This is a genomic window from Dyella silvae (assembly GCF_026421305.1).
Lineage (GTDB): Bacteria > Pseudomonadota > Gammaproteobacteria > Xanthomonadales > Rhodanobacteraceae > Dyella > Dyella silvae.
This window is the reverse complement of record NZ_JAPJBQ010000006.1, coordinates 162,999-187,065: the sequence shown is the minus strand read 5'-3', so window position 1 is coordinate 187,065 and position 24,067 is coordinate 162,999. Positions and strand designations below refer to the sequence as shown.

At 63.0% G+C, this 24,067-nt stretch carries 30 protein-coding genes and 1 tRNA gene; 21 read left to right on the top strand and 10 right to left on the bottom strand.

Translation table 11 applies throughout. The features are described from left to right. Positions 1 to 6: 6 nt before the first annotated feature. From OQE56_RS15020 to OQE56_RS14985, 8 genes are all read right to left on the bottom strand, one after another. Entirely contained in the window at positions 7 to 876 is an 870-nt protein-coding gene (locus tag OQE56_RS15020; protein ID WP_267225447.1) for a cobalamin biosynthesis protein, read from the bottom strand. 123 nt (positions 877 to 999) lie between these two features. Further along, positions 1,000 to 1,971 (bottom strand): NAD(+) diphosphatase, encoded by a 972-nt coding sequence (gene nudC, locus OQE56_RS15015; protein ID WP_267225446.1) that lies wholly within the window; start codon positions 1,969 to 1,971, stop codon positions 1,000 to 1,002. A gap of 13 nt (positions 1,972 to 1,984) precedes the next feature. Further along, positions 1,985 to 2,362 carry an iron-sulfur cluster insertion protein ErpA gene (gene erpA / locus OQE56_RS15010; protein ID WP_267225445.1) on the bottom strand — a complete coding sequence of 126 codons (378 nt, stop codon included), beginning with the start codon at positions 2,360 to 2,362 and terminating at the stop codon, positions 1,985 to 1,987. A gap of 47 nt (positions 2,363 to 2,409) precedes the next feature. Continuing rightward, positions 2,410 to 2,832, bottom strand: coding sequence for a bactofilin family protein (locus OQE56_RS15005; RefSeq protein WP_267225444.1), 423 nt, complete (start codon positions 2,830 to 2,832; stop codon positions 2,410 to 2,412). After that, a complete protein-coding gene (locus OQE56_RS15000; RefSeq protein ID WP_267225443.1) occupies positions 2,819 to 3,571 on the bottom strand; it encodes a DUF6776 family protein in 753 nt (250 codons plus the stop codon). The genes OQE56_RS15005 and OQE56_RS15000 overlap by 14 nt, the downstream gene beginning before the upstream one ends. A gap of 100 nt (positions 3,572 to 3,671) precedes the next feature. Beyond that, positions 3,672 to 4,142, bottom strand: a complete 471-nt coding sequence (gene bfr / locus OQE56_RS14995) for a bacterioferritin (protein ID WP_267225442.1) — start codon at positions 4,140 to 4,142, stop codon at positions 3,672 to 3,674. A gap of 140 nt (positions 4,143 to 4,282) precedes the next feature. Then, complete coding sequence (locus OQE56_RS14990) at positions 4,283 to 4,483, bottom strand: (2Fe-2S)-binding protein (RefSeq protein WP_267225441.1); 201 nt, start codon at positions 4,481 to 4,483, stop codon at positions 4,283 to 4,285. 77 nt (positions 4,484 to 4,560) lie between these two features. Next, on the bottom strand, positions 4,561 to 5,118 hold the full coding sequence (locus OQE56_RS14985) for an RNA pyrophosphohydrolase (protein WP_267225440.1): 558 nt from the start codon (positions 5,116 to 5,118) through the stop codon (positions 4,561 to 4,563). A gap of 172 nt (positions 5,119 to 5,290) precedes the next feature. Between OQE56_RS14985 and OQE56_RS14980 the strand changes: the two genes are divergently transcribed. Next, positions 5,291 to 5,367 (top strand) — tRNA-Met (locus tag OQE56_RS14980). Between the two features lie 125 nt (positions 5,368 to 5,492). Here OQE56_RS14980 and OQE56_RS14975 read toward each other — a convergent pair. After that, entirely contained in the window at positions 5,493 to 7,220 is a 1,728-nt protein-coding gene (locus OQE56_RS14975) for a SulP family inorganic anion transporter (protein ID WP_267225439.1), read from the bottom strand. A gap of 434 nt (positions 7,221 to 7,654) precedes the next feature. Here OQE56_RS14975 and ppk2 point away from each other — a divergent pair, with 434 nt between their 5' ends. The 15 genes from ppk2 to glmU all read left to right on the top strand — a co-directional run bounded on the left by ppk2 (position 7,655) and on the right by glmU (position 19,603). Continuing rightward, positions 7,655 to 8,476, top strand: a complete 822-nt coding sequence (gene ppk2, locus OQE56_RS14970; protein WP_267225438.1) for a polyphosphate kinase 2 — start codon at positions 7,655 to 7,657, stop codon at positions 8,474 to 8,476. 60 nt (positions 8,477 to 8,536) lie between these two features. Further along, on the top strand, positions 8,537 to 8,791 hold the full coding sequence (locus OQE56_RS14965) for a hypothetical protein (protein ID WP_267225437.1): 255 nt from the start codon (positions 8,537 to 8,539) through the stop codon (positions 8,789 to 8,791). 176 nt (positions 8,792 to 8,967) lie between these two features. Further along, the gene (queD, locus tag OQE56_RS14960) at positions 8,968 to 9,330 is read left to right on the top strand and encodes a 6-carboxytetrahydropterin synthase QueD (RefSeq protein WP_267225436.1); all 363 of its coding nucleotides are present in this window, start codon (positions 8,968 to 8,970) and stop codon (positions 9,328 to 9,330) included. A 153-nt stretch (positions 9,331 to 9,483) separates the two neighbouring features. Next, on the top strand, positions 9,484 to 9,879 hold the full coding sequence (locus OQE56_RS14955; RefSeq protein WP_267225435.1) for a phasin family protein: 396 nt from the start codon (positions 9,484 to 9,486) through the stop codon (positions 9,877 to 9,879). 242 nt (positions 9,880 to 10,121) lie between these two features. Then, positions 10,122 to 10,487: a hypothetical protein gene (locus OQE56_RS14950; RefSeq protein WP_267225434.1), complete on the top strand. Its 366-nt coding sequence runs from the start codon at positions 10,122 to 10,124 to the stop codon at positions 10,485 to 10,487. A gap of 3 nt (positions 10,488 to 10,490) precedes the next feature. Beyond that, on the top strand, positions 10,491 to 11,324 hold the full coding sequence (gene atpB / locus OQE56_RS14945; protein ID WP_267225433.1) for a F0F1 ATP synthase subunit A: 834 nt from the start codon (positions 10,491 to 10,493) through the stop codon (positions 11,322 to 11,324). A 76-nt stretch (positions 11,325 to 11,400) separates the two neighbouring features. Beyond that, positions 11,401 to 11,688, top strand: a complete 288-nt coding sequence (atpE, locus tag OQE56_RS14940; RefSeq protein WP_267225432.1) for a F0F1 ATP synthase subunit C — start codon at positions 11,401 to 11,403, stop codon at positions 11,686 to 11,688. An 83-nt stretch (positions 11,689 to 11,771) separates the two neighbouring features. Then, a complete protein-coding gene (locus OQE56_RS14935; protein WP_267225431.1) occupies positions 11,772 to 12,242 on the top strand; it encodes a F0F1 ATP synthase subunit B in 471 nt (156 codons plus the stop codon). 3 nt (positions 12,243 to 12,245) lie between these two features. Next, positions 12,246 to 12,779, top strand: coding sequence for a F0F1 ATP synthase subunit delta (locus OQE56_RS14930; protein WP_267225430.1), 534 nt, complete (start codon positions 12,246 to 12,248; stop codon positions 12,777 to 12,779). 93 nt (positions 12,780 to 12,872) lie between these two features. Further along, on the top strand, positions 12,873 to 14,423 hold the full coding sequence (atpA, locus tag OQE56_RS14925) for a F0F1 ATP synthase subunit alpha (protein ID WP_267225429.1): 1,551 nt from the start codon (positions 12,873 to 12,875) through the stop codon (positions 14,421 to 14,423). Positions 14,424 to 14,514: 91 nt separating this feature from the next. Further along, positions 14,515 to 15,441: a F0F1 ATP synthase subunit gamma gene (atpG, locus tag OQE56_RS14920; protein WP_267225428.1), complete on the top strand. Its 927-nt coding sequence runs from the start codon at positions 14,515 to 14,517 to the stop codon at positions 15,439 to 15,441. Between the two features lie 118 nt (positions 15,442 to 15,559). After that, positions 15,560 to 16,972, top strand: coding sequence for a F0F1 ATP synthase subunit beta (gene atpD / locus OQE56_RS14915; RefSeq protein WP_267225427.1), 1,413 nt, complete (start codon positions 15,560 to 15,562; stop codon positions 16,970 to 16,972). Between the two features lie 94 nt (positions 16,973 to 17,066). Beyond that, positions 17,067 to 17,492: a F0F1 ATP synthase subunit epsilon gene (locus tag OQE56_RS14910; RefSeq protein ID WP_267225426.1), complete on the top strand. Its 426-nt coding sequence runs from the start codon at positions 17,067 to 17,069 to the stop codon at positions 17,490 to 17,492. Positions 17,493 to 17,696: 204 nt separating this feature from the next. Continuing rightward, positions 17,697 to 18,149 carry an energy transducer TonB gene (locus OQE56_RS14905; protein WP_267225425.1) on the top strand — a complete coding sequence of 151 codons (453 nt, stop codon included), beginning with the start codon at positions 17,697 to 17,699 and terminating at the stop codon, positions 18,147 to 18,149. Between the two features lie 80 nt (positions 18,150 to 18,229). After that, complete coding sequence (gene glmU, locus OQE56_RS14900; protein WP_267225424.1) at positions 18,230 to 19,603, top strand: bifunctional UDP-N-acetylglucosamine diphosphorylase/glucosamine-1-phosphate N-acetyltransferase GlmU; 1,374 nt, start codon at positions 18,230 to 18,232, stop codon at positions 19,601 to 19,603. A gap of 498 nt (positions 19,604 to 20,101) precedes the next feature. Here the strand turns inward: glmU and OQE56_RS14895 are convergent, their stop codons facing one another. Then, positions 20,102 to 21,004, bottom strand: coding sequence for a chorismate transformation FkbO/Hyg5 family protein (locus tag OQE56_RS14895; RefSeq protein WP_486599066.1), 903 nt, complete (start codon positions 21,002 to 21,004; stop codon positions 20,102 to 20,104). 173 nt (positions 21,005 to 21,177) lie between these two features. Between OQE56_RS14895 and OQE56_RS14890 the strand changes: the two genes are divergently transcribed. From OQE56_RS14890 to OQE56_RS14870, 5 genes are all read left to right on the top strand, one after another. Further along, positions 21,178 to 21,447: a phosphopantetheine-binding protein gene (locus OQE56_RS14890; protein WP_267225554.1), complete on the top strand. Its 270-nt coding sequence runs from the start codon at positions 21,178 to 21,180 to the stop codon at positions 21,445 to 21,447. Between the two features lie 79 nt (positions 21,448 to 21,526). Then, positions 21,527 to 22,249, top strand: a complete 723-nt coding sequence (locus OQE56_RS14885) for a COG4648 family protein (protein ID WP_267225422.1) — start codon at positions 21,527 to 21,529, stop codon at positions 22,247 to 22,249. Continuing rightward, positions 22,246 to 22,545, top strand: coding sequence for an ApeI family dehydratase (locus tag OQE56_RS14880; protein ID WP_267225421.1), 300 nt, complete (start codon positions 22,246 to 22,248; stop codon positions 22,543 to 22,545). Before OQE56_RS14885 ends, OQE56_RS14880 begins: the two co-directional genes overlap by 4 nt. Next, on the top strand, positions 22,542 to 23,495 hold the full coding sequence (locus OQE56_RS14875; RefSeq protein ID WP_267225420.1) for a lysophospholipid acyltransferase family protein: 954 nt from the start codon (positions 22,542 to 22,544) through the stop codon (positions 23,493 to 23,495). Before OQE56_RS14880 ends, OQE56_RS14875 begins: the two co-directional genes overlap by 4 nt. Further along, positions 23,419 to 24,066, top strand: coding sequence for a LolA-related protein (locus OQE56_RS14870; protein ID WP_323748586.1), 648 nt, complete (start codon positions 23,419 to 23,421; stop codon positions 24,064 to 24,066). The genes OQE56_RS14875 and OQE56_RS14870 overlap by 77 nt, the downstream gene beginning before the upstream one ends. The last annotated feature ends 1 nt before the right edge of the window (position 24,067 follow it).

Below are 24,067 nucleotides of genomic sequence, written 5' to 3'. Positions count from 1 at the left end.
TGATGCTCAGGACATCCAGCCTGCCAGCACGATGACGGCGACCACGCTCAGCCACGCGAGCAGGGCACGCAACAGCGCGCTGCGCAGGCGAATCAGTTCGGCGAGCGTGTCGATACGTTCTTCGGCGTAGCCGTCACCCGCTTCGATATCTACCTGCACGTCGGCGCGCGCAGCGGCACCCAGAAAGCCCGGGCCTTCCACATACCAGCTGTTGGGTGACTGCTGCTGGTGCCAGCGCTTCCAGGCACCGATCACGGCATCCCAATGGCCGACCAGAGCCAGGGTGAACACCATCAGTTGCGCGGGCAGCCAGTCGGCAACGTTGGCGAATGCGTGTGCCGCGTTACGCGCCTGCGGATCCAGGCGCAGGCTGGGGTCGCGTCCCAGCGTTTGCGCAAGGCGGTAAAGCAGGGCGCCAGCGGGGCCCAGCACGAAGAACCACAGCAGCACGCCGAAGCGACGGCGCAGCGCGGCATAGGCCGTGGCTTCGCCAAGCGCGACGGCATTCCAGGCGACCGCGTCGCCATCGTCCGACAGCGCTTGTGCGGCGGTTTCGCGGGAAGGCTGGTCCGGTGCCTTGAGGATGGCTTCGAGATCGGCCTCGAACGCATGCGGGCCGAAGCAGTACAGCAGCACCACCAGCGAGAAGATCAGCCGGAACAGATCATGGCCGGGCAGCAGGGTGATCAGCCAGATCGCAACCAGGCACAGCACCACCGGTACGCCCAGCGTCACCGCCACGCGGGCGGGCCCGCTGGTATCGCCGAGCTGCGCCACCCAGCGGCGAAAGCCACCATCGCCACGCCAATGCGCGAGTTGCGGCATCACGTGGAGCAGGCCAAGAGCGATAAGGGCAGTGAGCAAACTGACAGCCATGGACGCGGTTCTCCTGTCGATGGCTGCATTGTAGGGCAAGGGCTGTGACGGCTTGCGTTGGAATGCCTTCCGTTTTGCAACAGCGCGGTTTGCTCTTTCCCCGGAATGACAGGGGGTGACGGCTTAGCGCTTGTACTGCGCTACCAGCGCATCGAGATCCAGCCCTGCACGCTGCTTCAGCCAGTGCTCCAGCAGGCGGTAGGACACGGACAGCGGCAGCGAGGGCAGGAAGCTACCGTCGGCGAGGCCATTGACGATGTCCTGCGGGGTGAACCAGCGTGCCTCTTCGAGCTCGCGGTCACGCAGGCGAATGGTGCGTGACACCGCCGTGGCAGTGAAGCCGACCATCAACGATTGCGGCAGTGGCCATGGCTGCGACGAGTGGTAGTGCACGTCGCCCACGATGACGCCCGACTCTTCGGCCACCTCGCGGCGCACGGCGTCTTCCAGCGCTTCGCCGGGCTCGACAAAGCCGGCCAGGGTCGAATAGCGGCCCTTGGGCCAACCCGTCTGCCGGCCCAGCAGGCAGGCGCCTTCGTGCTCCACGATGACGATGACAGCCGCGTCGGTGCGCGGGAAATGCATGCGGCCACACGCGTTGTTGCTGCATTGCGCGCGGTGGCCCGAGGCCACCAATACCACGGGCGATCCGCAGAAGGCGCAGAAGCGCGTTTCACGCTGCCAGTGGGCCAGGCCTTTGGCGTAGGCAAACAGGCCCGCCTCATCGGCGGCCAGCAGCAGGCCGACATCGCGCAGCCCTGCCCGGCGCGCACCCAGCGAGTGCTCCAGGTCGGCGGCACGCTGGCTGTCTTCGAGCGCCAGCAGGAAATGCGGATGCTCGCCGGCAAAGCCGAGGAAGGTGGCCTTGAGTTCGCCCAGCAGTTGCTCGCGTTCGCCGCTGTCGAGCCAGCGCAGCGTGTCGCTACCGGGGAGCAGATAGGTTTGACCCAGGCCATCAAGCAGCAAATAACGCGCGTGCTGGGAGGCCGCTTGTTCGTTGACCCACATGGACTCGTCGCGCCGCTCGGCGACCCGGTCGAGGATCAGGCTCAGTCCCGCGAAGGTGTTGGGTCGCGGCAAGGGGGTGCGTTCCATGCCGTGATGGCGCTCAGGTAGAGAAGGAGGAGCCGCAGCCGCAGGTGGTCTTGGCGTTGGGGTTGCGGATGACGAACTGCGAACCGCTCAGGCTTTCCGAGTAGTCGATCTCGGCGCCCGTGAGGTACTGCAGCGACAGCGGATCCACCAGCAGCGTGACGCCTTCGCGGTCGAGCGCGAAGTCGTCTTCGGCCTGCGCTTCATCGAACGTGAAGCCGTACTGGAAGCCCGAGCAGCCACCGCCGGAGATGTACACCCGCAGCTTCAGCTCCGGGTTGCCTTCCTCCTGGATCAGTTCGTGCACCTTGCGGGCGGCAGCCTCGGTGAACACCAGCGGCGCGCCGGCGCTGCGGTAGTCGGGAACGATGGGGAGGGGGACGACGGTATCCATTGATGCTCAAGTGGGGGTGCAGCGGCTAGGACGCAAGGATACCGCGATCAGGCGGGTACGGCTTCTGCGTCCATCATCGAGGGGGAAGGCAGCTCCCGCGCAGCCTCGACCGCCCGGTGGCTCATACGGCCGTTCACCTGGGCGCCCGCGGCCATCTCGAGCGACTGGTAGTGCACGTCGCCCGTAATGCGCGCTTCGGCAGCCAGCTCCAGGCGCTCCGCTGCGTGAATATCGCCCCGCACCTGGCCGTTGATGATCGCGTGCGGCACGCGAATCTCGCCCTCGACCATACCGCTTTCGCTCAGCGTGAAGACCGCCCCCTGCTCTTCCGCGTGGATGGAACCCGCGATCCGGCCTTCCAGATGCAGCGCGCCACTGAAGCGGACGTCCCCCTGAATGAAGGTGCCGCGCGCAATCAAGCTGGTGTCGCGGCTGGCGGGTGCGCGCTCATGGCGCTTACGGTTGAGCATCTTGTTCCCCTTGCGTCGGTGTGAGATGGCCGGACAGCGCATCGCTCCAGGCCACTGCGCGAGTGATGGCATCGTCCCCCGTCGCCTGGGCTTTGATCAGCAGGCGCGTGGGCCGGAAATCGGCGGGCAGCACGATGGTGCTGTGCAACTGTTGGAAGTATTTGAAGCGGAACGGCATGCCGTTGCTCTGTGAGGTGCCGCCCAACGATGTCCAGTCGAGCTGAACCACCTTGTCGCCGCGCAGGCCTTGCACGCTGACGGAGGCATTGCCGGTCACGTCCTCACCGCGCTTGGCATTTTGCGTGAGGCTCAGTGTGAGATCCCACGCGTGCGAATTTGCTACCGGCTGCAGGCGTACTTCCTGCACCTTCAGGCCTTCGCGCTGGGCGTCGCCACCGGTCAGGCGCGAATAGAAGCCCAGGTCGGCACGCAGGCCGCTGATTTCTTCCTCACGCTCGGCCAGCGTCTTGCGCAGCGAGCTGGTCGCGATATCGGCCACCTGAGTCGCGCGCTGCAGGTTAGCCACCTGCTGCTGGAGGTCGGTGTTCTGCTGAGTGAGTGCCTTGACCTGGCGTTGCTCAACGGCCGCCGGCGTGGAGCGGCGGGCAAGTCCGCCCGCGATAAGCGCCACCAGCACCACGCTGACCACCCACGCAACGGCCACCCACAACGCGCGACGGCGCGAGCCGACAGCATCGTGCGCGCGTACCACGAAGCGCGGTGGTGGACGTGAAGCCATGCGTGGTTTTCCCAGCGAAAACCAAGGTATAGCCGTGCCGTGGCGAGAGCGTCAAGGAACGGCGGCACGCTTTGTGCCGCCCGTTCCGGAGCCGTCAAGGTTAGCTGTCGATCTTGGACTGCAGGTAGCGCTCGGCGCTCAGGTCCTTGATCAGGCTGAATTGCGTTTCCAGCCAATCGATGTGCCCTTCCTCGTCGTGGAGGATGGTCTTGAACAGGTCGCGGCTGACGAAATCGGCAATGCTTTCGCTGTGTGCGATCGCTGCGCGCAGATCCTTTACCGCAGCCATTTCCAGGTCCAGATCGCCTTGCAGGCATTCCACCGGGTTTTCGCCGATACGCAGCTTGCCCAGGTGTTGCAGGTTGGGCAGGCCCTCGAGGAACAGGATGCGCTCGATCAGGTGATCGGCGTGCTTCATCTCCTCGATGGATTCCTTCTGTTCATGCTCGGCGAGCTCGTTGTAGCCCCAATCCTTGTACATGCGGTAATGCAGCCAGTACTGGTTGATCGCAGTCAGCTCGTTGTAGAGCACCTTGTTGAGGAACTCGATGACCTTGGCGTCGCCCTTCATGGGAAGTCTCCTTGCAGCTACAGCAGCCGACTATACGTCGTACACATGCGGCATGACGTAACGAGAATGACTTAGGAATGGCCCAACGAAAAACGCGCAGCCAGGGCTGCGCGTTCAGGGCAATTCGGAGCTGGAGATGCTCAGGCGATGGCGACTACGGGCAAGTTCACCAGTGTCTGCTGGATGGCCTTGTCGAGCGTGGCGCGAGCTTCCTCCTCGCAACAACCACAGCAGTCGGAACAGCCGGTACGTGCCTGCAGATCGGCGAACTGATGAACACCCTCGGCCACGGCGCGGCGGATGTCGCTATCGGTAACGGCGTTGCACATGCAGATATACATGGCTGCATATGGGAACGCAAATGCGAATGATTGTCAACTCAGAATTTGGCCGACCTGGCCGCCCTGTCGGAGGCCGTTCAGGCGGCGGCGCGGCCTTTGCGGGGCGTGTCGCCGGCATCCTGGCCGCTGCGCTGGGGCAAATTGCCTAGCTGGACGCTGAGCAGCGACTCCACCAGCGGTGCAAAGTGGCGCAGCGCCCGCTCGTACACCTGACGCTTGAAGTTGACCACGTGCGCGGCCGGATACCAGAAATCCACCCAGCGCCAATGATCAAACTCGGGCTTTTCGCTGGCGTCGAGGCGCAGTGCGTCTTCGCTGCTGACCAGGCGCAACAGAAACCAGACCTGCTTCTGGCCGATGCATGTCGGGCGCTGGTTATGACGGACATAGCGGCTGGGCAAGCGGTAGCGCAGCCACCCGCGGGTGGCCCCGATCACTTCCACATGGTGCGGCGCCAGGCCGGTTTCCTCTTCCAGCTCGCGATACATCGCTTCCAGCGGCGTCTCATCACTGTGCATGCCGCCCTGGGGAAACTGCCAGCCATCACGATTGACGCGGCGCGCCCAGAACAGTCGGCCATCTGCATTCAGCAGCACGATGCCCACATTTGGACGATAGCCATCGACGTCGATCATGTTGCCTCCTGAGGCTGGCCTCTGTGCGGCGGAAACCCTGCCCTGGACCGATTCAATCACAGCGCAGGAAGGCGCGGCAAGCAAAACACTTGAACGTAGAAGCAGAGACGACTAAACTGCCGCGCCCCGCCTGATCGACACCACGTCGACACCCGCGGCGGGCGGCACCCAAGGCTATGTAGCTCAGCCGGTTAGAGCACAGCACTCATAATGCTGGGGTCGGTGGTTCGAGTCCACCCATAGCCACCATGCGTCTCCAGGTCTCTGGGACGGCAAGCCTACCCTCCATTTCCGCACCGTTTGGCCGCAGCGCTACCGCGCTTGGCGCGTCTCGGGCTGAAAATCCCGCGGGATAGCGCAGCCCTCAATAGCCGTCAGGATTTCTGCAGATAGTTATCCACGGCGGCGCCCACGGTCGGATGAAAGCTCTCGTCGCCGATGATGTCCGTCAGCTCGAAGCGTCTTAGCTTGTCGCGTACCGGATCCTTCATTTCGGCGAAATGAAGGGCAATGCCGCGATCGCGCAGGGTCTGGCTCAGGTCACGCAGCATGTCGGCAGACGTGACATCAATACTGGTGACGGGTTCGGCCGCCACGACCACGCGTTGCACGGCCGTCGGCGCCGAATCGGTGGCCTCGAGCAAGCGTTGCTGGAAGAGCTCGGCGTTGGCGAAGAAGAGAGGCGCATCCCAACGAAACAGCACCAGGCCCGGAATCCGTGTGGCGTGCGGATAGCGTTTGGTATCGTGGTATCCGCGCAGGCCCTCCACGCGGCCGAGCACGGCGAAATGCGGCCGCCATCCATCCCACAGGAACTCGATGACGGCCATCGCCACTGCCAGGCAGATGCCCGGGATGGTGCCGAATACCGCCACGCCGACGAAGCAGGCCATAGAGAGCCAGAACTCCCACTGCTGGACCCGGAATATCCGCTTGAGGTCCGCGAATTCGAACAAACTGATCGCCGCGGCGATGACAACGGCGGCGAGTGCGCTATTTGGCAAGTAGCGCATCAGGTTCGGCGCCACCATCAGCAACAGCGCCACGACCACTGCGCCAACGACCGCGGTCATCTGGGTTTTCGCGCCAGCCGCTTCGGCCACGGGTGTACGCGACGAGCTGCTGCTGATCGGAAAGCCCTGGAAAAATCCAGCCGCGAGGTTGGCCACACCCAGTCCGACCATCTCCTGATTGGGATCGACGCGGGTATGCAGACGCGCGGCATAGGTGCGAGACAGCACGCTGGTATCCGCGAACGCAATCAGCCCTACCGCGCAGCCGCCAAGGATGATCTCCACCAGATCAGCACCGTTCGCCCAGGGGATCGCAAACCGCGGCAACCCCTGCGGAATCTTGCCGAGAACTTTGACGCCGAGGCTGTCTAGCTTGAATGCGATGACGCACAGCATGGCCAGGACCACGGCGATAAGAATGCCCGGCAGCCGCTCGTAGCGTTTAAGAAACAGGATGAGAACGAGGGTGCCTGCGCCGACGGCAAAGGTGTACCCATTGGCTTGCCCGGCGGCTATCGCTTTTCCCAGGCTCCATAGCTCGCGCAGCGGACCCTGGTCTTCGACGGAAATGGCAAAGAGCTTGGGCAACTGGCTAACCAGCACCGTCAGCGCAATGCCATTCATGTAGCCGTATCGAATCGGCTTGGAAAGCAGCTCGGTGATGAAACCCAGTCGCGCCAATCCCAGCACGATGCAGAGTAGGCCTGACACGACCGCCATCATGCCGGCGACGGTAACGGCGCGCGAAGGATCGCCTGCAGCGACGGAAACCACGACAGCGAGAATCGGCGCCGCCAGTGCAGAGTCGGGACCAAGCACCAGAATGCGGCTAGGGCCGAAGATGGCATACGCCAACAGCGGCACGATCGTGGCGTAAAGGCCGTAGACACCAGGGACGCCTGAGGCCTCGGCGTAAGCGATACCGACAGGCACCAGCATGGTCGTCACGACCAGCCCGGCGACCACGTCTTTCGGCAGCCAGCTGGCCTGATAACTTCGCAGCGTCACCAGGCCCGGCAGCCAGCGTAACCAGGCCTGCGTCTTGTTCGTCGCAGGCTCAACACGAGAAGTGGGTCCGTCGGAAAGCATGATGACATCACACCCTGGCGAGCCGGGACAGCCCGATCATAGTTTGGCCACGTCTCTGCATCCAGTAGCGGCGGCCTGTGCTGCGACTGGCAAGAGCACCGCTCCCGCCGATGCCTTCAAGCCCAGTCTGGTCACCATCGTCTCGGGGCAGCTTCACTTTGGGATCGGTTCGGATCGATGGGCTAAAACCCTCCTGCTTGATACGGATGGGCGTCTGGACACCTCGCGAGTCACCCGCCCCGACAAGGTCGTCGTTTGACGAAGGCTTGATGACCTTGCTGTCACGCTGCATTCCGTTGGGTATGGACTGACCGGCTGTCGTGGCAGCCGAGGCGATGCCGTGCACAGGGCGTCGCCTTTGTACGTGTTCTTTCGCCGGGTGGTTTACCGGAGTCGTTGCAGGTGAACTCTCTAACCGTGGGAGGCGCGATGCCATGGCAAAGGGCAAGAAGCAGGCGGAGCAGGCCGCCCCAGTCGAAGACGCCCGGCTGACGGGCAAGGAGTACGCCAAGGAACTGGAGAAGCTCCACATCGAGCTGGTGAAGCTGCAACTGTGGGTGCAGAAGACGGGTGCGAAGATTTGCATCGTCTTCGAGGGGCGCGATGGTGCTGGCAAGGGCGGCGCCATCAAGGCCATCACCGAGCGCGTCAGTCCGCGCGTGTTTCGCGTGATGGCGTTACCGGCGCCCACCGACCGGGAAAAGAGTCAGATGTACGTCCAGCGCTACCTGCCGCTTCTGCCGGCGGCTGGCGAAATCGTGATCTTCGACCGCAGCTGGTACAACCGCGCGGGCGTGGAGCGGGTGATGGGCTTTTGCACGGAAGAGCAGGTCGAAAGCTTCCTGCGCGTGGCGCCGCTGGTGGAGCGAGGCATCGTGACCTCCGGCATCACCCTCCTGAAATACTGGCTGGAGGTGAGCGAGGAAGAGCAGACCCGCCGGCTGAAGGGGCGCATTCACGACGGACGAAAGATATGGAAACTGTCGCCCATGGACCTCAAGTCGTACAGCCGCTGGTATGACTACTCGCGTGCCCGCGATGACATGTTTAAGGCGACCGACACTCAGTTCGCGCCATGGTCGGTGGTGGATTCCAACGACAAGCGCCGCGCCCGCCTCAACATCATTGCCGACCTGCTCAGCCGCATTCCGTATGAGGAGCTGGATCGACCCAAGGTCGTGCTGCCCAAGCGGCAGAAGAGGGGCGACTACCGCGAGCCGGATTACCCCTTCCGGTTCATCCCGCAGAAGTACTGACGATCGACAGGGCTGCCGCCGACAGTGATGCTGTTCGGTGCCATGGCTGGAGAAACGACCATGTTGCGTCTATTGCTGGGCAACATCGAGCCGGGAACCTCGGATGAAGAAATCGGAGAGTTTCTGGCCAAGTATGGCTTCCCGGCGTGGGAAGCCATCGAGCACGTCCCTGGGGATGGATCGCGGCCCGCCGTGATGCTCAGCTTCGGTGGCATCAGTTCAAATGCACTGGAGAAGCTCAGCGAACGGATACATCACATGTTTTGGAAGGGGCGCGAGCTCAACGCCATGATCATCGGGCAGTACATGCCTTGACCCTGGGGTGCTCCCGTTTGGGAGCCGAATGGGTGATGTCATGTTGCGAGGCGCCGTGTGATTGCCTCCGCCGGTTGAGTGAGCGGCGGGCCCTTGCCACTCGCCGGTGCGCGTCACGTGTCATTCCTTTCGCCGCCCTCGGGAAGCGGTTCACCCCAAGGCGGTAGAATGTCGTCATGCATATCTTCAAAGTCTTCCATATCGAAGCGGCGCACCGCCTGCCCAACGTGCCGCCGGGCCACAAGTGCGCGCGCCTGCACGGGCATTCCTTCAAGATTGAGATCCACGTGGCCGGCGAGCCTGATCCCGCCATGGGCTGGGTGATGGATTTTGCTGACGTGAAATCCGCCTTCGCTCCGCTGTTCGACCAGCTGGATCATCACTACCTCAATGACATCGAAGGCCTGGAGAACCCGACCAGCGAAATGCTGGCCCGTTGGATCTTCCGTCGCCTCGAGCCGGCCCTGCCGGGGCTGGACAAGGTGGTGGTGCACGAAACCTGTACGTCGGGTGCCAGTTGTAGCCGCGACAGCTTTTGACGCGTCGCAAAAATTCATGGCCCTGCCGTAATCCCTCGAGAATCTTGAATTTTTTGTGACACGGCGGCTTGTTCAGGAAAAATATATTGCAGCGCACAAAATGGCTTGGTAGAGTGCATGCCACTACCCCTACTCCCGTCGAGGGATCAAGCCATGACGCAGCAACTGAACACCCAGGTTTTCGCCTACGCCAAGCAGCTGGCCGATAGCGCCTTCAAGGCTCAGTCGGTGGCCCTGAAGGGTCTGGAAAAGATCGCCGAGCTGCAGATCAAGGCGCTCGAGAAGCAGGCGGAATCCAGCGCCGCGTTCATCAGCGAAGCCTTCGAAACCCGCGATATCGATGGTCTGCGTACGCTGTGGGAAAAGGGTACTGCTGCCAGCCGTGAAAACGCTGAGCGCGCCGTGGCCGTGACCCAGGAAATCATCGCCGTCACCCAGAAGACCGCCGAGTCGCTGGGTGCTCTGGTGCAGGAACAGCAGCAGGCTGCGAACGACGCCGTTGCCGCCCCGGTGGCCGCCGTCAAGAAAGCCGCTACGGGCGCCAAGTAATACCGCTTACCGACGCAGCGCCTCACTTCCCCCTGTTGCGTCAAAGGGCCGGATGGATATCCGGCCCTTTTTCTATGCGTGAAATCTCACGCCCGAAGTGTGAACGAATCAGCTTCTGACAAGATGTCGCAGCAAGTGCGGCTTGTCGCTGTAAATGCCTCGCTGATATACTTTTTGAGATTGGACCGTGGCCCGTAGCTGGTTCGGTGCCGCTTCAGAGCGAAACCGAGCGGGAACGTCACGTGCTTAACAGTCTTGCTTCCGGTCGTCGCCTGGCGCTGCGCATTATCTTGCTGCAGCTGGCCGTGGCGGTGATCGTAGGTCTCACCTTCCTTACGCTGGGGCTCCGCGATGCATTGGCGGCAGCTTCGGGTGCCACTGTCGTGGCACTGGGTACGGCGCTTCTGGCGTGGCGTGCTTTTGCTGGGTTGGGTGGTGGCGGCATGACCATGTGGCGCGTAATGTCAGGCATGGTTTTGAAGTGGATCGTGATCTTCGGAGGGTTGGTCGCGATCCTGGGTCAATGGAAATTACCGCCGCTAGCCGCCATCACGGGGCTGGTGGCTGCTTACGCAATAAATTTGCTGGCATTCAGATTCAAGGGCTAACACATGGCAAGCGAGCCGCAGGGCGGACTAACTGAATACATCCAGCATCACCTGCATCACAACACGGTGAGCCTGGGTGACAGCCCGTTCATGCAGATCCACCTCGACTCGATCCTGGTGGCCTTCCTGCTGGGCGCGCTGTTCTGCCTGTGGTTCTGGCTCAAGGCCCGCAAGGCCACCTCGGGCGTGCCGTCCAAGGGTCAGGCGTTCGTCGAGCTGATCGTTGAATTTGTCGACACCCAGGTGAAGGACACCTTCCACGGCGACCGCCGCACGGTAACCCCGTTGGCGTTGTCCATTTTCATGTGGGTGACCTTCCTCAACGCGATGGACTTGTTGCCGCTGGACGCCCCGAGCTGGGCGGTGAAGACCACCGCCGGCGCCGAAGTGGCCCATCACACCTTCTTCCGCTGGGTGCCGACCGCCGATATCAACACGACGGTGGGTCTGGCGCTGGCTGTGTTCTTCATCGTGCTGGGTCACGGCATGAAGGCCAAGGGCGCGCTCGGTTTCGGCAAGGAACTGATGACCTCGCCGTTCCATGCGCATAACCCGGTCGTCGTCGCCATCCTGGTGCCGTTCAATTTCTTGCTCAACGTCGTGGAATACCTGTCCAAGCCGGTGTCGCTCGCCATGCGACTGTTCGGCAACATGTACGGTGGCGAGCTGGTGTTCATGCTGATTGCTGGCCTGTTCGCAGGTTGGATCAGCTTCCTGCCGGGTGTGATCTTCAACACCGCATGGGCGATCTTTCACATCCTGATCATCCTGCTGCAGGCCTTCATCTTCATGATGCTGACGATCGTGTATATCGCCACGGCGCGTGAGCATCACTGAGGTTTTGTTTCATCCGGTTTCGCTTTAATCCGCTTCGCTTCAATCACTCTTTTAGAAAGATTCACAGGAGAATTCCATGAACCTCGTCGAACTCGTCGCTCACGTCCAGGGCCTCACCGCCATCGCGATCGGCGTCATCATCGGTCTCGGCGCTCTGGGCGCTTGCTTGGGTATCGCCATCATGGGTTCCAAGTTCCTCGAGTCCGCTGCTCGTCAGCCGGAACTGGTTCCGCTGCTGCAGGGCCGTATGTTCCTGCTCGCCGGCCTGATCGACGCTGCGTTCATTATCGGTCTGGCTGTGGCGCTGCTGTTCGCGTTCTCCAACCCGCTCATCTCGGCCCTCAAGGCTGCTGTCGGCGGCTAATCGTCGCGACTTGAGTCGTCGCAGCGTGAAAGCGCTGCGGCGATTGGCGGTTTAACGCGTTACCGGAGTTAATTGGAAAGCTCATGGATATCAATCTGACTTTCCTGGGCCAGATGGTTTCTTTCGCCATCCTGGTCTGGTTCACCACCAAGTTCATCTGGCCGCAGCTCAATCACGCGATTGAAGAGCGTCAGAAAAAGGTTGCCGATGGTCTGGCTGCCGCCGAAAAGGCGCGCGCCGAACTGAAGGATGCCGACGCCAAAGTCGCCAACGAGATCAAGCAGGCCCGTCAGCAGGCCAACGAGATCATCGAACGCGCACAGCAGCAGGCCAACCAGATCGTGGACAAGGCTCGCGCCGAAGCTACGACCGAGGCGAATCGCCTGAAGGCTGCCGCTGCCGATGAAATCGTCAGCATGCAGCAGCGTGCGCGTGAAGAACTGCGTGGCTGGGTCGGCCGTCTGGCCGTCCAGGGCGCGGAAAAGATCGTGCAGCGCGAAGTCGACGCCAACGCCCACAAGGCGATGCTCGACCAGCTCGTAGCCGAGATCTAAGTCATGGCGCAGGCAATCACTCTCGCCCGCCCCTACGCACGTGCAGCTTTCGAGCTGGCCCATGGGGCCGGCTCGCTTGGCGTATGGTCGCAGGCGCTGGCTTTCGCTGCTGAAGTGGCGAAGGACCCGCGCGTGGCTAGCTTCTGCAACGATCCGCGCGTACAGCCGGAGCAGCTGGTGGCACTCCATCTGCCACAGGGCATGGCCGCCGATACGCCGTTCGCGAAGTTCCTTGGCGAGCTGGCTGACAATCGCCGTCTGCCGCTGTTGCCGGAAATCGCTGCGCTGTACGAGCAGTACAAGCGCGAATCGGAGTCGCAGTTGCTGGTGAAGGTGACCAGTGCATTCGCACTGGATGCCGCGCAGGCCGAACAACTCAAGGCGTCGTTGAAGCGCCGCTTCAAGCGCGAGATCGAGCTGGATACCCAGGTTGATCCGTCGCTGCTTGGCGGGGTGGTGATCGACACCGGCAACGAAGTGATCGACGGCTCCGCCCGTGGACGTCTGGCGCGCATGACCCGCGCGCTGACGATTTAAGTATTTAAGCGAAGTCCATTTCGCGAAGAGCAGAAATCAGCCATCCATGGCTGAACTCTTCAAAAAAGGCTCAAATTTCAGGATATCGACCCCATGTCCAGTACCAACCTGAACCCGTCCGAGATCAGCGAACTGATCAAGAGCCGCATCGAGCAATTCAAGCTCGGCGCTGAAGCCCGCAACGAAGGCACGATCATCAGCGTGTCCGACGGCATCGTGCGCATTCACGGTCTGGCCGACGTGATGCAGGGCGAAATGATCGAGCTGCCGGGCAACGCCTATGCGCTCGCGCTGAACCTTGAGCGCGACTCGGTCGGCGCCGTGGTGCTGGGTGAGTACCAGCACCTGCGTGAAGGCGACACCGCCAAGACCACCGGCCGCATCCTCGAAGTGCCGGTTGGCCCGCAGCTGCTCGGCCGCGTGGTCGACTCGCTTGGCAATCCGATCGACGGCAAGGGCCCGATCAACGCTGCGCTTACCTCGCCGATCGAGAAGGTTGCGCCGGGCGTGATCTGGCGTCAGTCGGTCGACCAGCCGGTGCAGACCGGTTACAAGTCCGTCGACTCGATGATTCCGATCGGCCGTGGCCAGCGCGAGCTGATCATCGGCGACCGCCAGACCGGCAAGACCGCGCTGGCCATCGATACGATCATCAACCAGAAAAATTCCGGCATTAAGTGCATCTACGTCGCGATTGGCCAGAAGCGCTCGTCGATCGCCAACGTGGTGCGCAAGCTCGAAGAGCACGGCGCGCTGGCCAACACCATCATCGTGGTGGCTTCCGCTTCCGAGTCGGCTGCGCTGCAGTACATCGCACCGTACTCCGGTTGCACCATGGGCGAGTACTTCCTCGACCGTGGCGAAGACGCGCTGATCATTTATGACGATCTGTCGAAGCACGCGGTGGCCTACCGCCAGATCTCGCTGCTGCTGAAGCGCCCGCCGGGTCGCGAAGCTTATCCGGGTGACGTGTTCTACCTGCACTCGCGCCTGCTCGAGCGCGCTGCGCGCGTCTCCGCCGACTACGTCGAGAAGTTCACCAACGGCGCAGTGACAGGCAAGACCGGTTCGCTGACCGCGCTGCCGATCATTGAGACCCAGGCTGGCGACGTGTCTGCGTTCGTGCCGACCAACGTGATCTCGATCACCGATGGCCAGATCTTCCTGGAAACCGATCTGTTCAACGCCGGCATCCGTCCGGCTGTGAACGCCGGTATCTCGGTGTCGCGTGTGGGTGGTGCTGCTCAGACCAAGATCGTCAAGAAGCTTTCGGGCGGCGTGAAGCTGGCCCTGGCGCAGTACCGCGAGCTGGCTGCGTTCGCGCAGTTCGCCTCGGATCTCGACCCGGCCACCCGCGCCCAGCTGGATCGCGGCCTGCGCGTGACCGAGCTGATGAAGCAGTCTCAGTACGCCCCGCTGTCGATCGCCGAGCTCGCGCTGTCGGTGTACGCCGCTGAGAAGGGCTACCTCGACGATCTGCCGAACAACAAGGTGCTGCCGTTCGAGAAGGGCCTGCACGCGTTCATGCACCAGAACCATGGCGATCTGATGAAGAAGATCGTTGCCACCGGTGACTGGAACAATGACATCGAAGCCATCTTCAAGTCCTCGCTCGACGAGTACAAGAAGACCGGTAGCTGGTAAGTAGTAACAGGGTGTACGGCCGTCCATACGGCCGTACCGCACTCCGGCCGAGGCGGCCGGGATCGCAATAACCCATCAGGTTGAGGCAAACGTGGCAAGCGGACGCGAAATCAAAACCAAGATCAAGAGCACGCAGAACATGCGCAAGGTGACGCGCGCGCTCGAAATGGTCTCGGCCTCGAAGATCCGCAAAGCGCAGGATCTGATGAAGGCGTCGCGTCCCTATGCGCGCTCCATGCGCAAGGTGATCGCGCACATCGCCCAGGCCAGCACCGACCTCAACCATCCGTTCCTGCAGGAGCGCGAATCGGTCAAGCGCGTCGGCTACGTGATCATCTCCACCGATCGCGGCCTGTGCGGCGGCCTCAATGCCAACCTGTTCCGCCGTCTGTTGCCGGCGATCCAGGCGTGGACCGAGCAGGGCGTGGAAGTGGACGTGGTGGCGATCGGTCAGAAGGCCACCCAGTTCTTCCGCCGCATCAAGGGCATCAACCTGGTCGGTACCGTGGGCCACCTTGGCGAGCGTCCGAAGCTGGAAGATTTGATCGGCGTACTTAAGGTCGCGCTGGACTCCTACATGGGCGGCCGTCTTGATCGCGTGTTTATCGCGCACAACGACTTCGTCAACACCATGACGCAGACGCCAGCCGTGCGTGCACTGCTGCCGCTTCCGGTCGTGGCCGAAGAGCTGGCTGCGGCCCAGGGTGGTCCGACCTCGCCGGATTACCCGGTGGCAGGCCTGAAGCTCGAGCAGAAGCACGACTGGGATTACATCTACGAACCGGATGCGGCGACTGTGCTCGAGCACGTGCTGTCGCGTTACATCGAATCGGTGGTGTACCAGGGTGTGCTGGAAAACCTCGCCAGTGAACATGCCGCGCGCATGGTCGCGATGAAGAGCGCGTCGGACAACGCGACCAAGGTGATCGGCGAACTGACGCTGGTCTACAACAAGGCGCGTCAGGCGGCGATCACCCAGGAAATCTCGGAAATCGTCGGCGGCGCCGCCGCGGTGTAAGTGCGATCGTCGCTGATCGCTAGAGTCAAAAAGCAACCATCGATGGTTGCACTAATCAAAAGAGCGACGCCTTGGCGGCGCTGTAAACGAACCTAAAAGATCCATCCGGAGCATATCCATGAGCCAGGGCAAAGTTGTACAGATCATCGGCGCGGTCATCGACGTGGAGTTCGCACGCGATCAGGTGCCGCAGGTTTACGACGCGCTGAAGATCGACGGCACCAACATCACGCTGGAAGTTCAGCAGGTGCTGGGTGACGGCGTGGTCCGCACCATTGCCCTCGGTTCCACCGACGGCCTGAAGCGTGGCCTGCTGGCGCGCAACACCGGCGAAGCGATCAAGGTGCCGGTCGGCAAGGCCACCCTGGGCCGCATCATGGACGTGCTGGGCAATCCCATCGACGAGGCCGGCCCGATCGGCGAGCAGACGCAGTGGGAAATCCACCGCGAAGCCCCGAGCTACGCCGACCAGGCCGCGGCCAGCGACCTGCTGGAAACGGGCATCAAGGTGATCGATCTGATCTGCCCGTTCGCCAAGGGCGGCAAGGTGGGCCTGTTCGGCGGCGCCGGCGTGGGCAAGACCGTGAACATGATGGAGCTCATCAACAACATTGCGAAGGCGCACGCGGGTCTGTCCGTGTTCGCCGGCGTGGGCGAGCGTACCCGTGAGGGCAACGACTTCTACCACGAGATGAAGGACTCCAACGTGCTCGACAAGGTGGCCATGGTGTACGGCCAGATGAACGAGCCGCCGGGCAACCGTCTGCGCGTGGCGCTGACCGGCCTGACCATGGCCGAGTACTTCCGCGACGAGAAGGACGAGCACGGCAAGGGTAAGGACGTGCTGCTGTTCGTGGACAACATCTACCGCTACACGCTGGCCGGTACCGAAGTGTCCGCACTGCTCGGCCGTATGCCGTCGGCCGTGGGCTACCAGCCGACCCTGGCTGAGGAAATGGGCGTGCTGCAGGAGCGCATCACCTCCACCAAGACCGGTTCGATCACCTCGATCCAGGCCGTGTACGTGCCCGCGGACGACCTGACCGACCCGTCGCCGGCCACCACCTTCGCTCACTTGGATGCGACTGTGGTGCTCTCGCGCAACATCGCCGCGCTTGGCATCTATCCGGCCATCGACCCGCTGGACTCCACCAGCCGCCAGCTCGATCCGGGCGTCGTGGGCGCCGAGCACTACGAAGTGGCGCGCCGCGTGCAGGGCATGCTGCAGCACTACAAGGAGCTCAAGGACATCATCGCGATCCTGGGCATGGACGAGCTGTCGGAAGAAGACAAGCTGACCGTGGCCCGCGCCCGCAAGATCGAGCGCTTCTTCTCGCAGCCGTTCCACGTGGCCGAAGTGTTTACTGGTTCGCCGGGCAAGTACGTGACGCTGAAGGAAACCATCCGCGGCTTCAAGATGATCGTGGAAGGCGAAGTGGACCACCTGCCGGAGCAGGCGTTCTACATGGTCGGCGGCATCGACGAGGCCATCAAGAAGGCCGAGGAAATGGGCGCCAAGAAGGCGGCCTGATCGGTGTGAGGCATCGCGGTGAAGCGCGTCCCTCGCGCCTCACCGCTTCCACACAGCATCGTCTGCTTTTTACCGAACGCACCGGAATACCGTCATGACTCATACCCTCCGTGTCGACATCGTCAGCGCCGAAGCCGAGATCTTCTCGGGTGATGCGCAGCTGGTGGTGGCCACCGGCGAGATGGGCGAGCTGGGCATCGCGCCCCGCCACGCGCCGCTCATCACCCGCCTGAAGGCAGGCCACGTAGACGTGGTGCTGAGCAACGGCGAGCGCCAGCAGTTCTGGGTGTCCGGCGGCATCCTGGAAGTGCAGCCGCAGGTCGTCACCGTGCTGGCCGATACGGCCGCGCGCGCCGCCGACCTGGACGAGGCCGCCGCCCAGCGCGCCAAGCAGGAAGCCGAGGACGCCCTGGCCAACCGCACCGACGCCGTTGAGATCGCCGAGGCCCAGGCCAAGCTGGCGCAGGCCATCACCCAGCTGCAGGCGCTGGAGCGACTGCGCAAGACGCTCAAGCACTAAGTGCAGCTTCGGGTACGCCCTCAAAACGCCGGCCTTCAGGCCGGCGTTTTTGTTTATGCTGATCTGGCGTCACCCATCCGTGGTCCGGATGCATTACAGAGAACTCCCAAAGCCGATATGGACGCGCTGCGTCATCGCCATGGGTGCCAGCACAGGCTTCTCCTGTGCGCCATCGTCTGTACCTTGTTGGCTGCCTGCGCCAGCGTGTCACCGGGAGTCGCCGATTACCGCCCGGTGACCCGAGGCCCCTTGCAGCATTACCCATTGGCCCTGGGCGAGATCACCACGGGCGCCACGCCACGTACGCAACCCATGCCGATCTACCCGCCGGCTTTGCTGCAAGGGAGGTTGGCGCCGCAGGAGGTGGCGGCGCGACTCATCGTTGATACCGAAGGTAAGGTCAGCGAGGTGCTTATCGAAGGCGAGGACCAGGCAGCTCCGCAACAGCGCCAGTTTGACGAGGCGGTTCGCGCTGCAGCGATGCAATGGACCTTCGAGCCATTGCGCGTAAGCCAATGGGCGGCCGACGCCAATGGCAACACGCATGACGTGGGAAGCCAGGCTCGCGCATTCAGCCTTGAATACGTCTTCCGCTTTGCGTGGAAGGACGGCAAACCGGTGACAGGGGCGCGCGCATCGGCCGCCACAGAGCACTAGCCCGCGTTCGGTCACCGCGCTTCCCGCGGGGTGCCTTCGGGCGCTGCTATGCTGCGTCGCTAGTCTGAAAAGGCCCGCTTATGACCAAGAACGCTCCCTTGCACGTGATTGTCCTCGCCGCCGGTGAAGGCAAACGCATGAAATCGAGAAAGGCCAAGGTGCTGATGCCGCTGGCCGGCCGGCCATTGCTTGCGCATGTGCTGGAAGCAGCGCGAGCGCTGCAGCCCCAGAAGATCCATCTGGTCTATGGTCATTGCGGTGAGCAGGTCCGCGCGGCGTTCGAAGGACAGGCTGATCTGAACTGGGTGCTTCAGTCCCAGCGCCTGGGCACCGGTCACGCGGTACGCGAAGCATTGCTTGATGTGCCGGATGACGCGACTGTACTGGTGCTCTACGGCGATGTGCCGCTCACCCGTGCGCAGACCTTGCAGCGGCTGGTATCCGCGGAAGGTACGGTCAGCCTGCTGGCGACGCGGGTTACCGATCCGCTTGGCTACGGCCGTGTGCTGCGCGATGGCAACGGTTTGGTGCGCGAGGTGGTGGAGGAGAAGGACGCGGACGACGCGCAACGCACGATCAATCTCATCAATACCGGCATCGTTGCTGCTGACGCAGTGGCGCTTAAGCGTTGGACGTCCAAACTCGACCGCAACAATGTGCAGGGTGAGTACTACCTCACCGATATCTTCGCCATGGCAGCGGGGGAAAATCGTGCCGCTACATGCGTGGAGTGCGACGACGAATACGAAGCGGCCGGCGCCAACAATCCCTGGCAGCTTGCTGAACTGGAGGCGCAGTACCGTCTGCGTGCGGCCAAGGCACTAGCGCTGGAGGGCGTGCGCATCGCCGATCCGTCACGCATCGACGTGCGTGGCAAGGTGAGCGCTGGCATGGATGTAGAAATCGACATTAGTGTCATCTTCGAAGGCGAGGTCACGCTTGGTGATGACGTGCGCGTGGGTGCCTTCACTCGCTTGAAGGATGTACAGCTTGCCACGGGAACGGTGGTGCATCCGCATTGCGATCTGGAAGGTGTGATCACGCATGGCCCCTGCATCATCGGCCCATTTGCGCGTCTTCGCCCCGGCACGGAACTGGCCACCGGCGTGCATATCGGCAACTTTGTCGAGACCAAGAAAGCGCGCATCGGCCAGGGTAGCAAGGCCAATCACTTGAGCTATCTCGGCGATACCGTTATCGGTAGTGGCGTGAACATCGGTGCCGGCACCATCACGTGCAACTACGACGGCGTCAACAAACACCTGACGACCATCGGTGACGGTGCTTTCATTGGTTCGAACAGTGCGCTCGTTGCACCGGTCACGATTGGCGAAAAGGCCACCATTGGCGCAGGTTCGGTGATTGGCAAGGACGCGCCTGCAGGCGAGCTGACGCTCGCGCGCGCTCGCCAGGTGACGCTCAACGGATGGCAGCGCCCGGAGAAAAAGGCGTAGTACCCTCCGAAACCAGGTCATCACGCCAATGCGTGGATCAAGCGTCATCCTGGTTCATGGCCATGGATAGTCGCCTGAAGCAGTTCTCTTTGGTCTGACGCGGTACCTTCAGGAATCTCGCTGTGTTGAGCGGATGCGTGAATCAGGCGTGCAGATTGGCTGGCTTTCTCCTTGATCCGCAGAGAACGCGCTATGCCAGCCTCCTGACAGAGGCGCTTATAGAGTCGTTCGCGAAGTGGAGAGGGGAGCTCGGAGATAGCCAGGCAACTCACGTGACACCATGCGTGTAGATGCCAAGCAAGGCGCGTATCCGGCGGCTTCCCTAGGCATAGAAAAAAGATTCCGGCAGGCGTCGATACGCGAGCTCGTTACACGCGATCGCGTGTCCGTGAACGTCCACGTCCCGGGAATGGACCGCCACAGTAGGCCACGGAGGCGCCAGGCAACATCAGAGAGTTCTTAATTTTCGCGTGCCCCGCATGGGCGCCGATCCTGCGCTTACGCGTAACGCCAGCCGTCGATCTCGACGAGCAGTTCCTGGCGGCAGATGTCACCGTGCAGCAGTAGCACCGGAACGCCGGGCAGGCGGCGCTGCATGAAGTCGCGCACGATGGGCGCGTCGGTGGGATGCCTCACGTACGCCTTGAGCGGCGACTGCGTGTCGAATCCCGCGGCCATGCCGGCGTTCGCCAGCAACGCTTCGAGGTTCACCAGGGTTTCGTCCAGCTGAGCCAGCAGGTCGTCCTCATGGGTCGAGGCGTGGCCGACCACGGCGGCTGTGCCTGAGATGGCCAGCGCGTCCTGTCCGGGCAGGGCCATCGCGCGCGCAAAGCTGGGTGGCGTCCGGCCGTACTGGCGTGGGTAGCGCCACGCGCTGACCTGGCGGGGATTCTCCACACGCACGCCGGGTTCATCGCAAGCCAGCACGTAGACCTGCAGGCGCGGTTCGGATGCGTGGTGTCCGATGGCGGTAGCGGCCGGAAAGCCGTCGGCGAAGAAGTTGCCCATGCCCTCGGCACGGCCCTCGCAGAACTGCTTGTAGCGCTCGATGTCGCCTTCGCCCCGGTTAATGTCACCCAGGTAATTCCAGATGCGCTGCACGTAGCGTTCATGCCGGGTCGCGAGGAACTCGCGCAACTGGGCGTAGACCGAGGCGGCGGTGTTGCCGGGCCCGCCATGCACCTCTTCGTTAAGGGTCATGGCCGCAAACAGCCAACCCTCGCCCGCTGACCACTGCAGGTCGCCCACCCTTCCGTGAGTCACTGGCCCGTCGACCTGCCAGAGCTCCAGCGTTGCAGGGGCGTCGAAGCTCTCCAGGTCCACCCTCAGCCAGCGTGGATCGTCGCTGAGGACCGCGCCGGTGCCAAACCCGAACACGGCGAGGGTGCCAGGTTCCTTCAATACCGATTCCGGAGCACCGTGCCGGTAGGACACCTGAGGGGCCCGGCGCTCCGCCAGCCTGACGTTTTCACAACCCAGAACCATGGCATTAGAAATGGGGGTAGGGGTCGCTATGTTACACTTGTAGGCCGTCGCCTCTGGGGGAGAGGGGCATGTATCAGGTATGGACCAGCATGGTCGAGCAGAGCACCGCACAACACGAACTGGCCACTTTGATCGTGGAAAGCCTCAATCTGGAAACGGTGACGGCCGACCAGATCGACCCCGATGCCCCCTTGTTCGGCGGCGATCTCGGCCTGGATTCCATTGATGCGCTGGAAGTCGCGCTGGCCGTGTCCAAGCGGTACGGGTTCCAGCTGCGGTCGGACAATCCTGAGAACCGCAAGATCTTCAATAGCCTGCGCACGTTGTCCGAGCACATCGAACGGCATCGTGCCGTTTAAGCAAGATCGGGCATGATGCGGCTCGCACACGGCAGACTTTCGCCGCGTCCCGTTCGAGACCAGGCAGGCTGAGCCACCTATGTCGCAATCACCCGTCTCCCCACTGCGATCGGTATCACGGCGCTGGCTGCCGTTGATGTTCGCCTATCCGGTGCTGGCGATGGCCGGTGTGCTCACCCATCGCGAGGGTTTCTCGCTTGCCGCCTGTGTGCTGCTGCTTACCTTGCTGATGCTGCCGGGTCTTGCCGCGCGCCGGCCGCGGTCCTGGATTGGCTGGACGCTCACCCTGGCCGTGGTGGCGGTGTTGTGGCTGCATGGCATGGTGGGTTTGCTGCTCGAGTGCGTGCCTATTGCGATCAACGTGCTGCTGGCTTCGCTGTTCGGGCGCAGTCTGCGCGCCGGATCGACGCCTTTGATCGCGCGCTTCATCGCGGCGGTGGAAGGCGCCGGCCAGCTGCAGGTTCCGGGCGTGGCGCGCTATGCCCGCCAGCTCACATGGTTCTGGACGCTGCTTACCGCCGCGCAGGCAGGGGTGCTTGCCGTGCTGTTGCTGTGCGCCGAGCCGGGCGGCTTGCTGTATGCGCTAGGCATCGCCTCGCCGTGGCCGGTGCCTGCGGCACTGGCGCAGTCGTACATGCATCTGGGCGGCTATGGGTTGATTGCCGCGGCGTTTCTGCTGGAAAACGTGTTCCGTCGTTGGCATCTGCGACACATCGAGCACCCCCGCCTGCATGCGCTGGCACTGGGCGTTGCGGCGCGCTGGCCGCAACTGGTGCGTGGCGAAGATCCCGCTTCGAAATGACCTCGGCGAGCTTTCATCACGCGTTCCAGGTAGCGGGCGACCATCCTTGCCTGCCTGGCCATTTCCCCGGCTCGCCGCTGGTGCCCGGCGTGCTGTTGCTGGAGCACGTGGCAAACGCGTTGCGTCTGTGGCGAGGCGAGCGTCTGGCGCGCATCGTGGAAGCAAAGTTTGTGGCGCCGCTGTTGCCGCAGCAGGTCGCCGAAGTCGTGTTGACCGATGTGAACGGGCGTGTGCGTTTCGAGATTCGCCGGAACGATGTCGCGATTGCGCGAGGCACGGTCGAGGGCGCCGCATGAGCGAGCACTGGCAGAGCCGGCCCGAAGGCGGTGGGCATTTTGCGCTGTGGCTGATCCGCACCATCGCGCTGGTGGGCGGCCGCCCGTTGGGACGGCTGGTGCTGTATCCGGTCACGCTCTACTTCTACTTGCGTCGACGCCCGGAGCGTACGGCCTCGCGCCGCTTCCTCGAGCGCGTGCTCGGCAAGCCGGCGACGACACGGCAGGTGATGAAGCACATCTACAGTTTTGCTGCGATCACGCTGGACCGCATTTTTCTGCTGGCCCATGGTGAGAAGGGCTTCGACATCACCGTAGAAGGCCTCGACGAACTCGAAGCCTCCCTCGATCAAGGACGTGGCCTGCTCTTGCTGGGTTCGCACCAGGGCAGTTTTGAAGCGCTGCGCGCCATCAGTTCGCGCCGTCCGGATATTCCCCTGCGCGTGGTGCTGGACAAGCAGAAGACCCCGGCCATGACAGAGCTGCTCGAAGCGCTGGCGCCCGACATCGGCGCCGCGGTGATCGATGCCTCGATGGGCGGCGCGTCCATCACGCTGGCCATGTCCGAGGCGTGTGAACAGGGCGCGATGGTGGCCCTGCTCGCCGATCGCGGCCGTGAGCACGAAGTGCTTCGCCGCACGCCTTTCCTGGGCGAGCCTGCCCCGTTCCCGGTGGGCCCCTGGCTGCTCGCGCATTCGCTGCGCGTACCGGTGATGCTGTGCTTTGGGCTGTACGAGGGCGGCAACCGGTACCGCCTGATCTTCGAACCGTTCGCCGACCGTGTGGAAATCCCACGCAACGAGCGTGCGCAAGCACTGGATGATGTGCTCGCCCGCTTTGCCCGCCGCATGGAACACTACGTCCACGTGGCCCCCTACAACTGGTTCAATTTCTATGATTTCTGGCAGCAAGACGTGGATGCTCCTGGGCGGGTTGATCCTGTCGCTGTGCGCGAACGCGTCGGCGCCTGAAGACGCGGTCACAGCGCGCGCATTGGTGAGCTCGCTGGGGCGCCCGGCGCCCGCGCGCACGCCGTTTGCGGAAGCGCGTTTCATGAAAATGTTGGATGAGCCGCTGGTGGTTTCCGGTCAGCTTGCCTGGCTTGGGGACGATCGGCTGGAGCGACGGGTCGAGCACCCCAATCGCGAAGTGTCGACCATTGCCAATGGCGAAGTGACACAGCAACGCGAAGGACGTGAGCCACGGACCTTCTCGCTCAAGCGCGCACCGCAGTTGCAGATACTTCTGGATAGTTTTGTCGCCTTGCTGGGCGGCGATGCTTCGCGGCTGGAGCAGGCATTCACCGTGCAACACAGCGCCAACAATGCGAAGCGTTGGACACTGACGCTCACGCCGCGCGATGCGAAGCTCGCGCGCTCGGTCAGTCACATCGAGATCGACGGTAGTGGCAACGAGCCTCGTTGTATGCGCATGCAAGAAGCGGATGGCGATTTGTCTATCGACCTGTTGGGCGAGCTGGCGGCGAAGATGCCTGCAGCGCCCACCCGAGAGGCGCTGGTAGCGCTCTGTCAGGGCGGTTGAG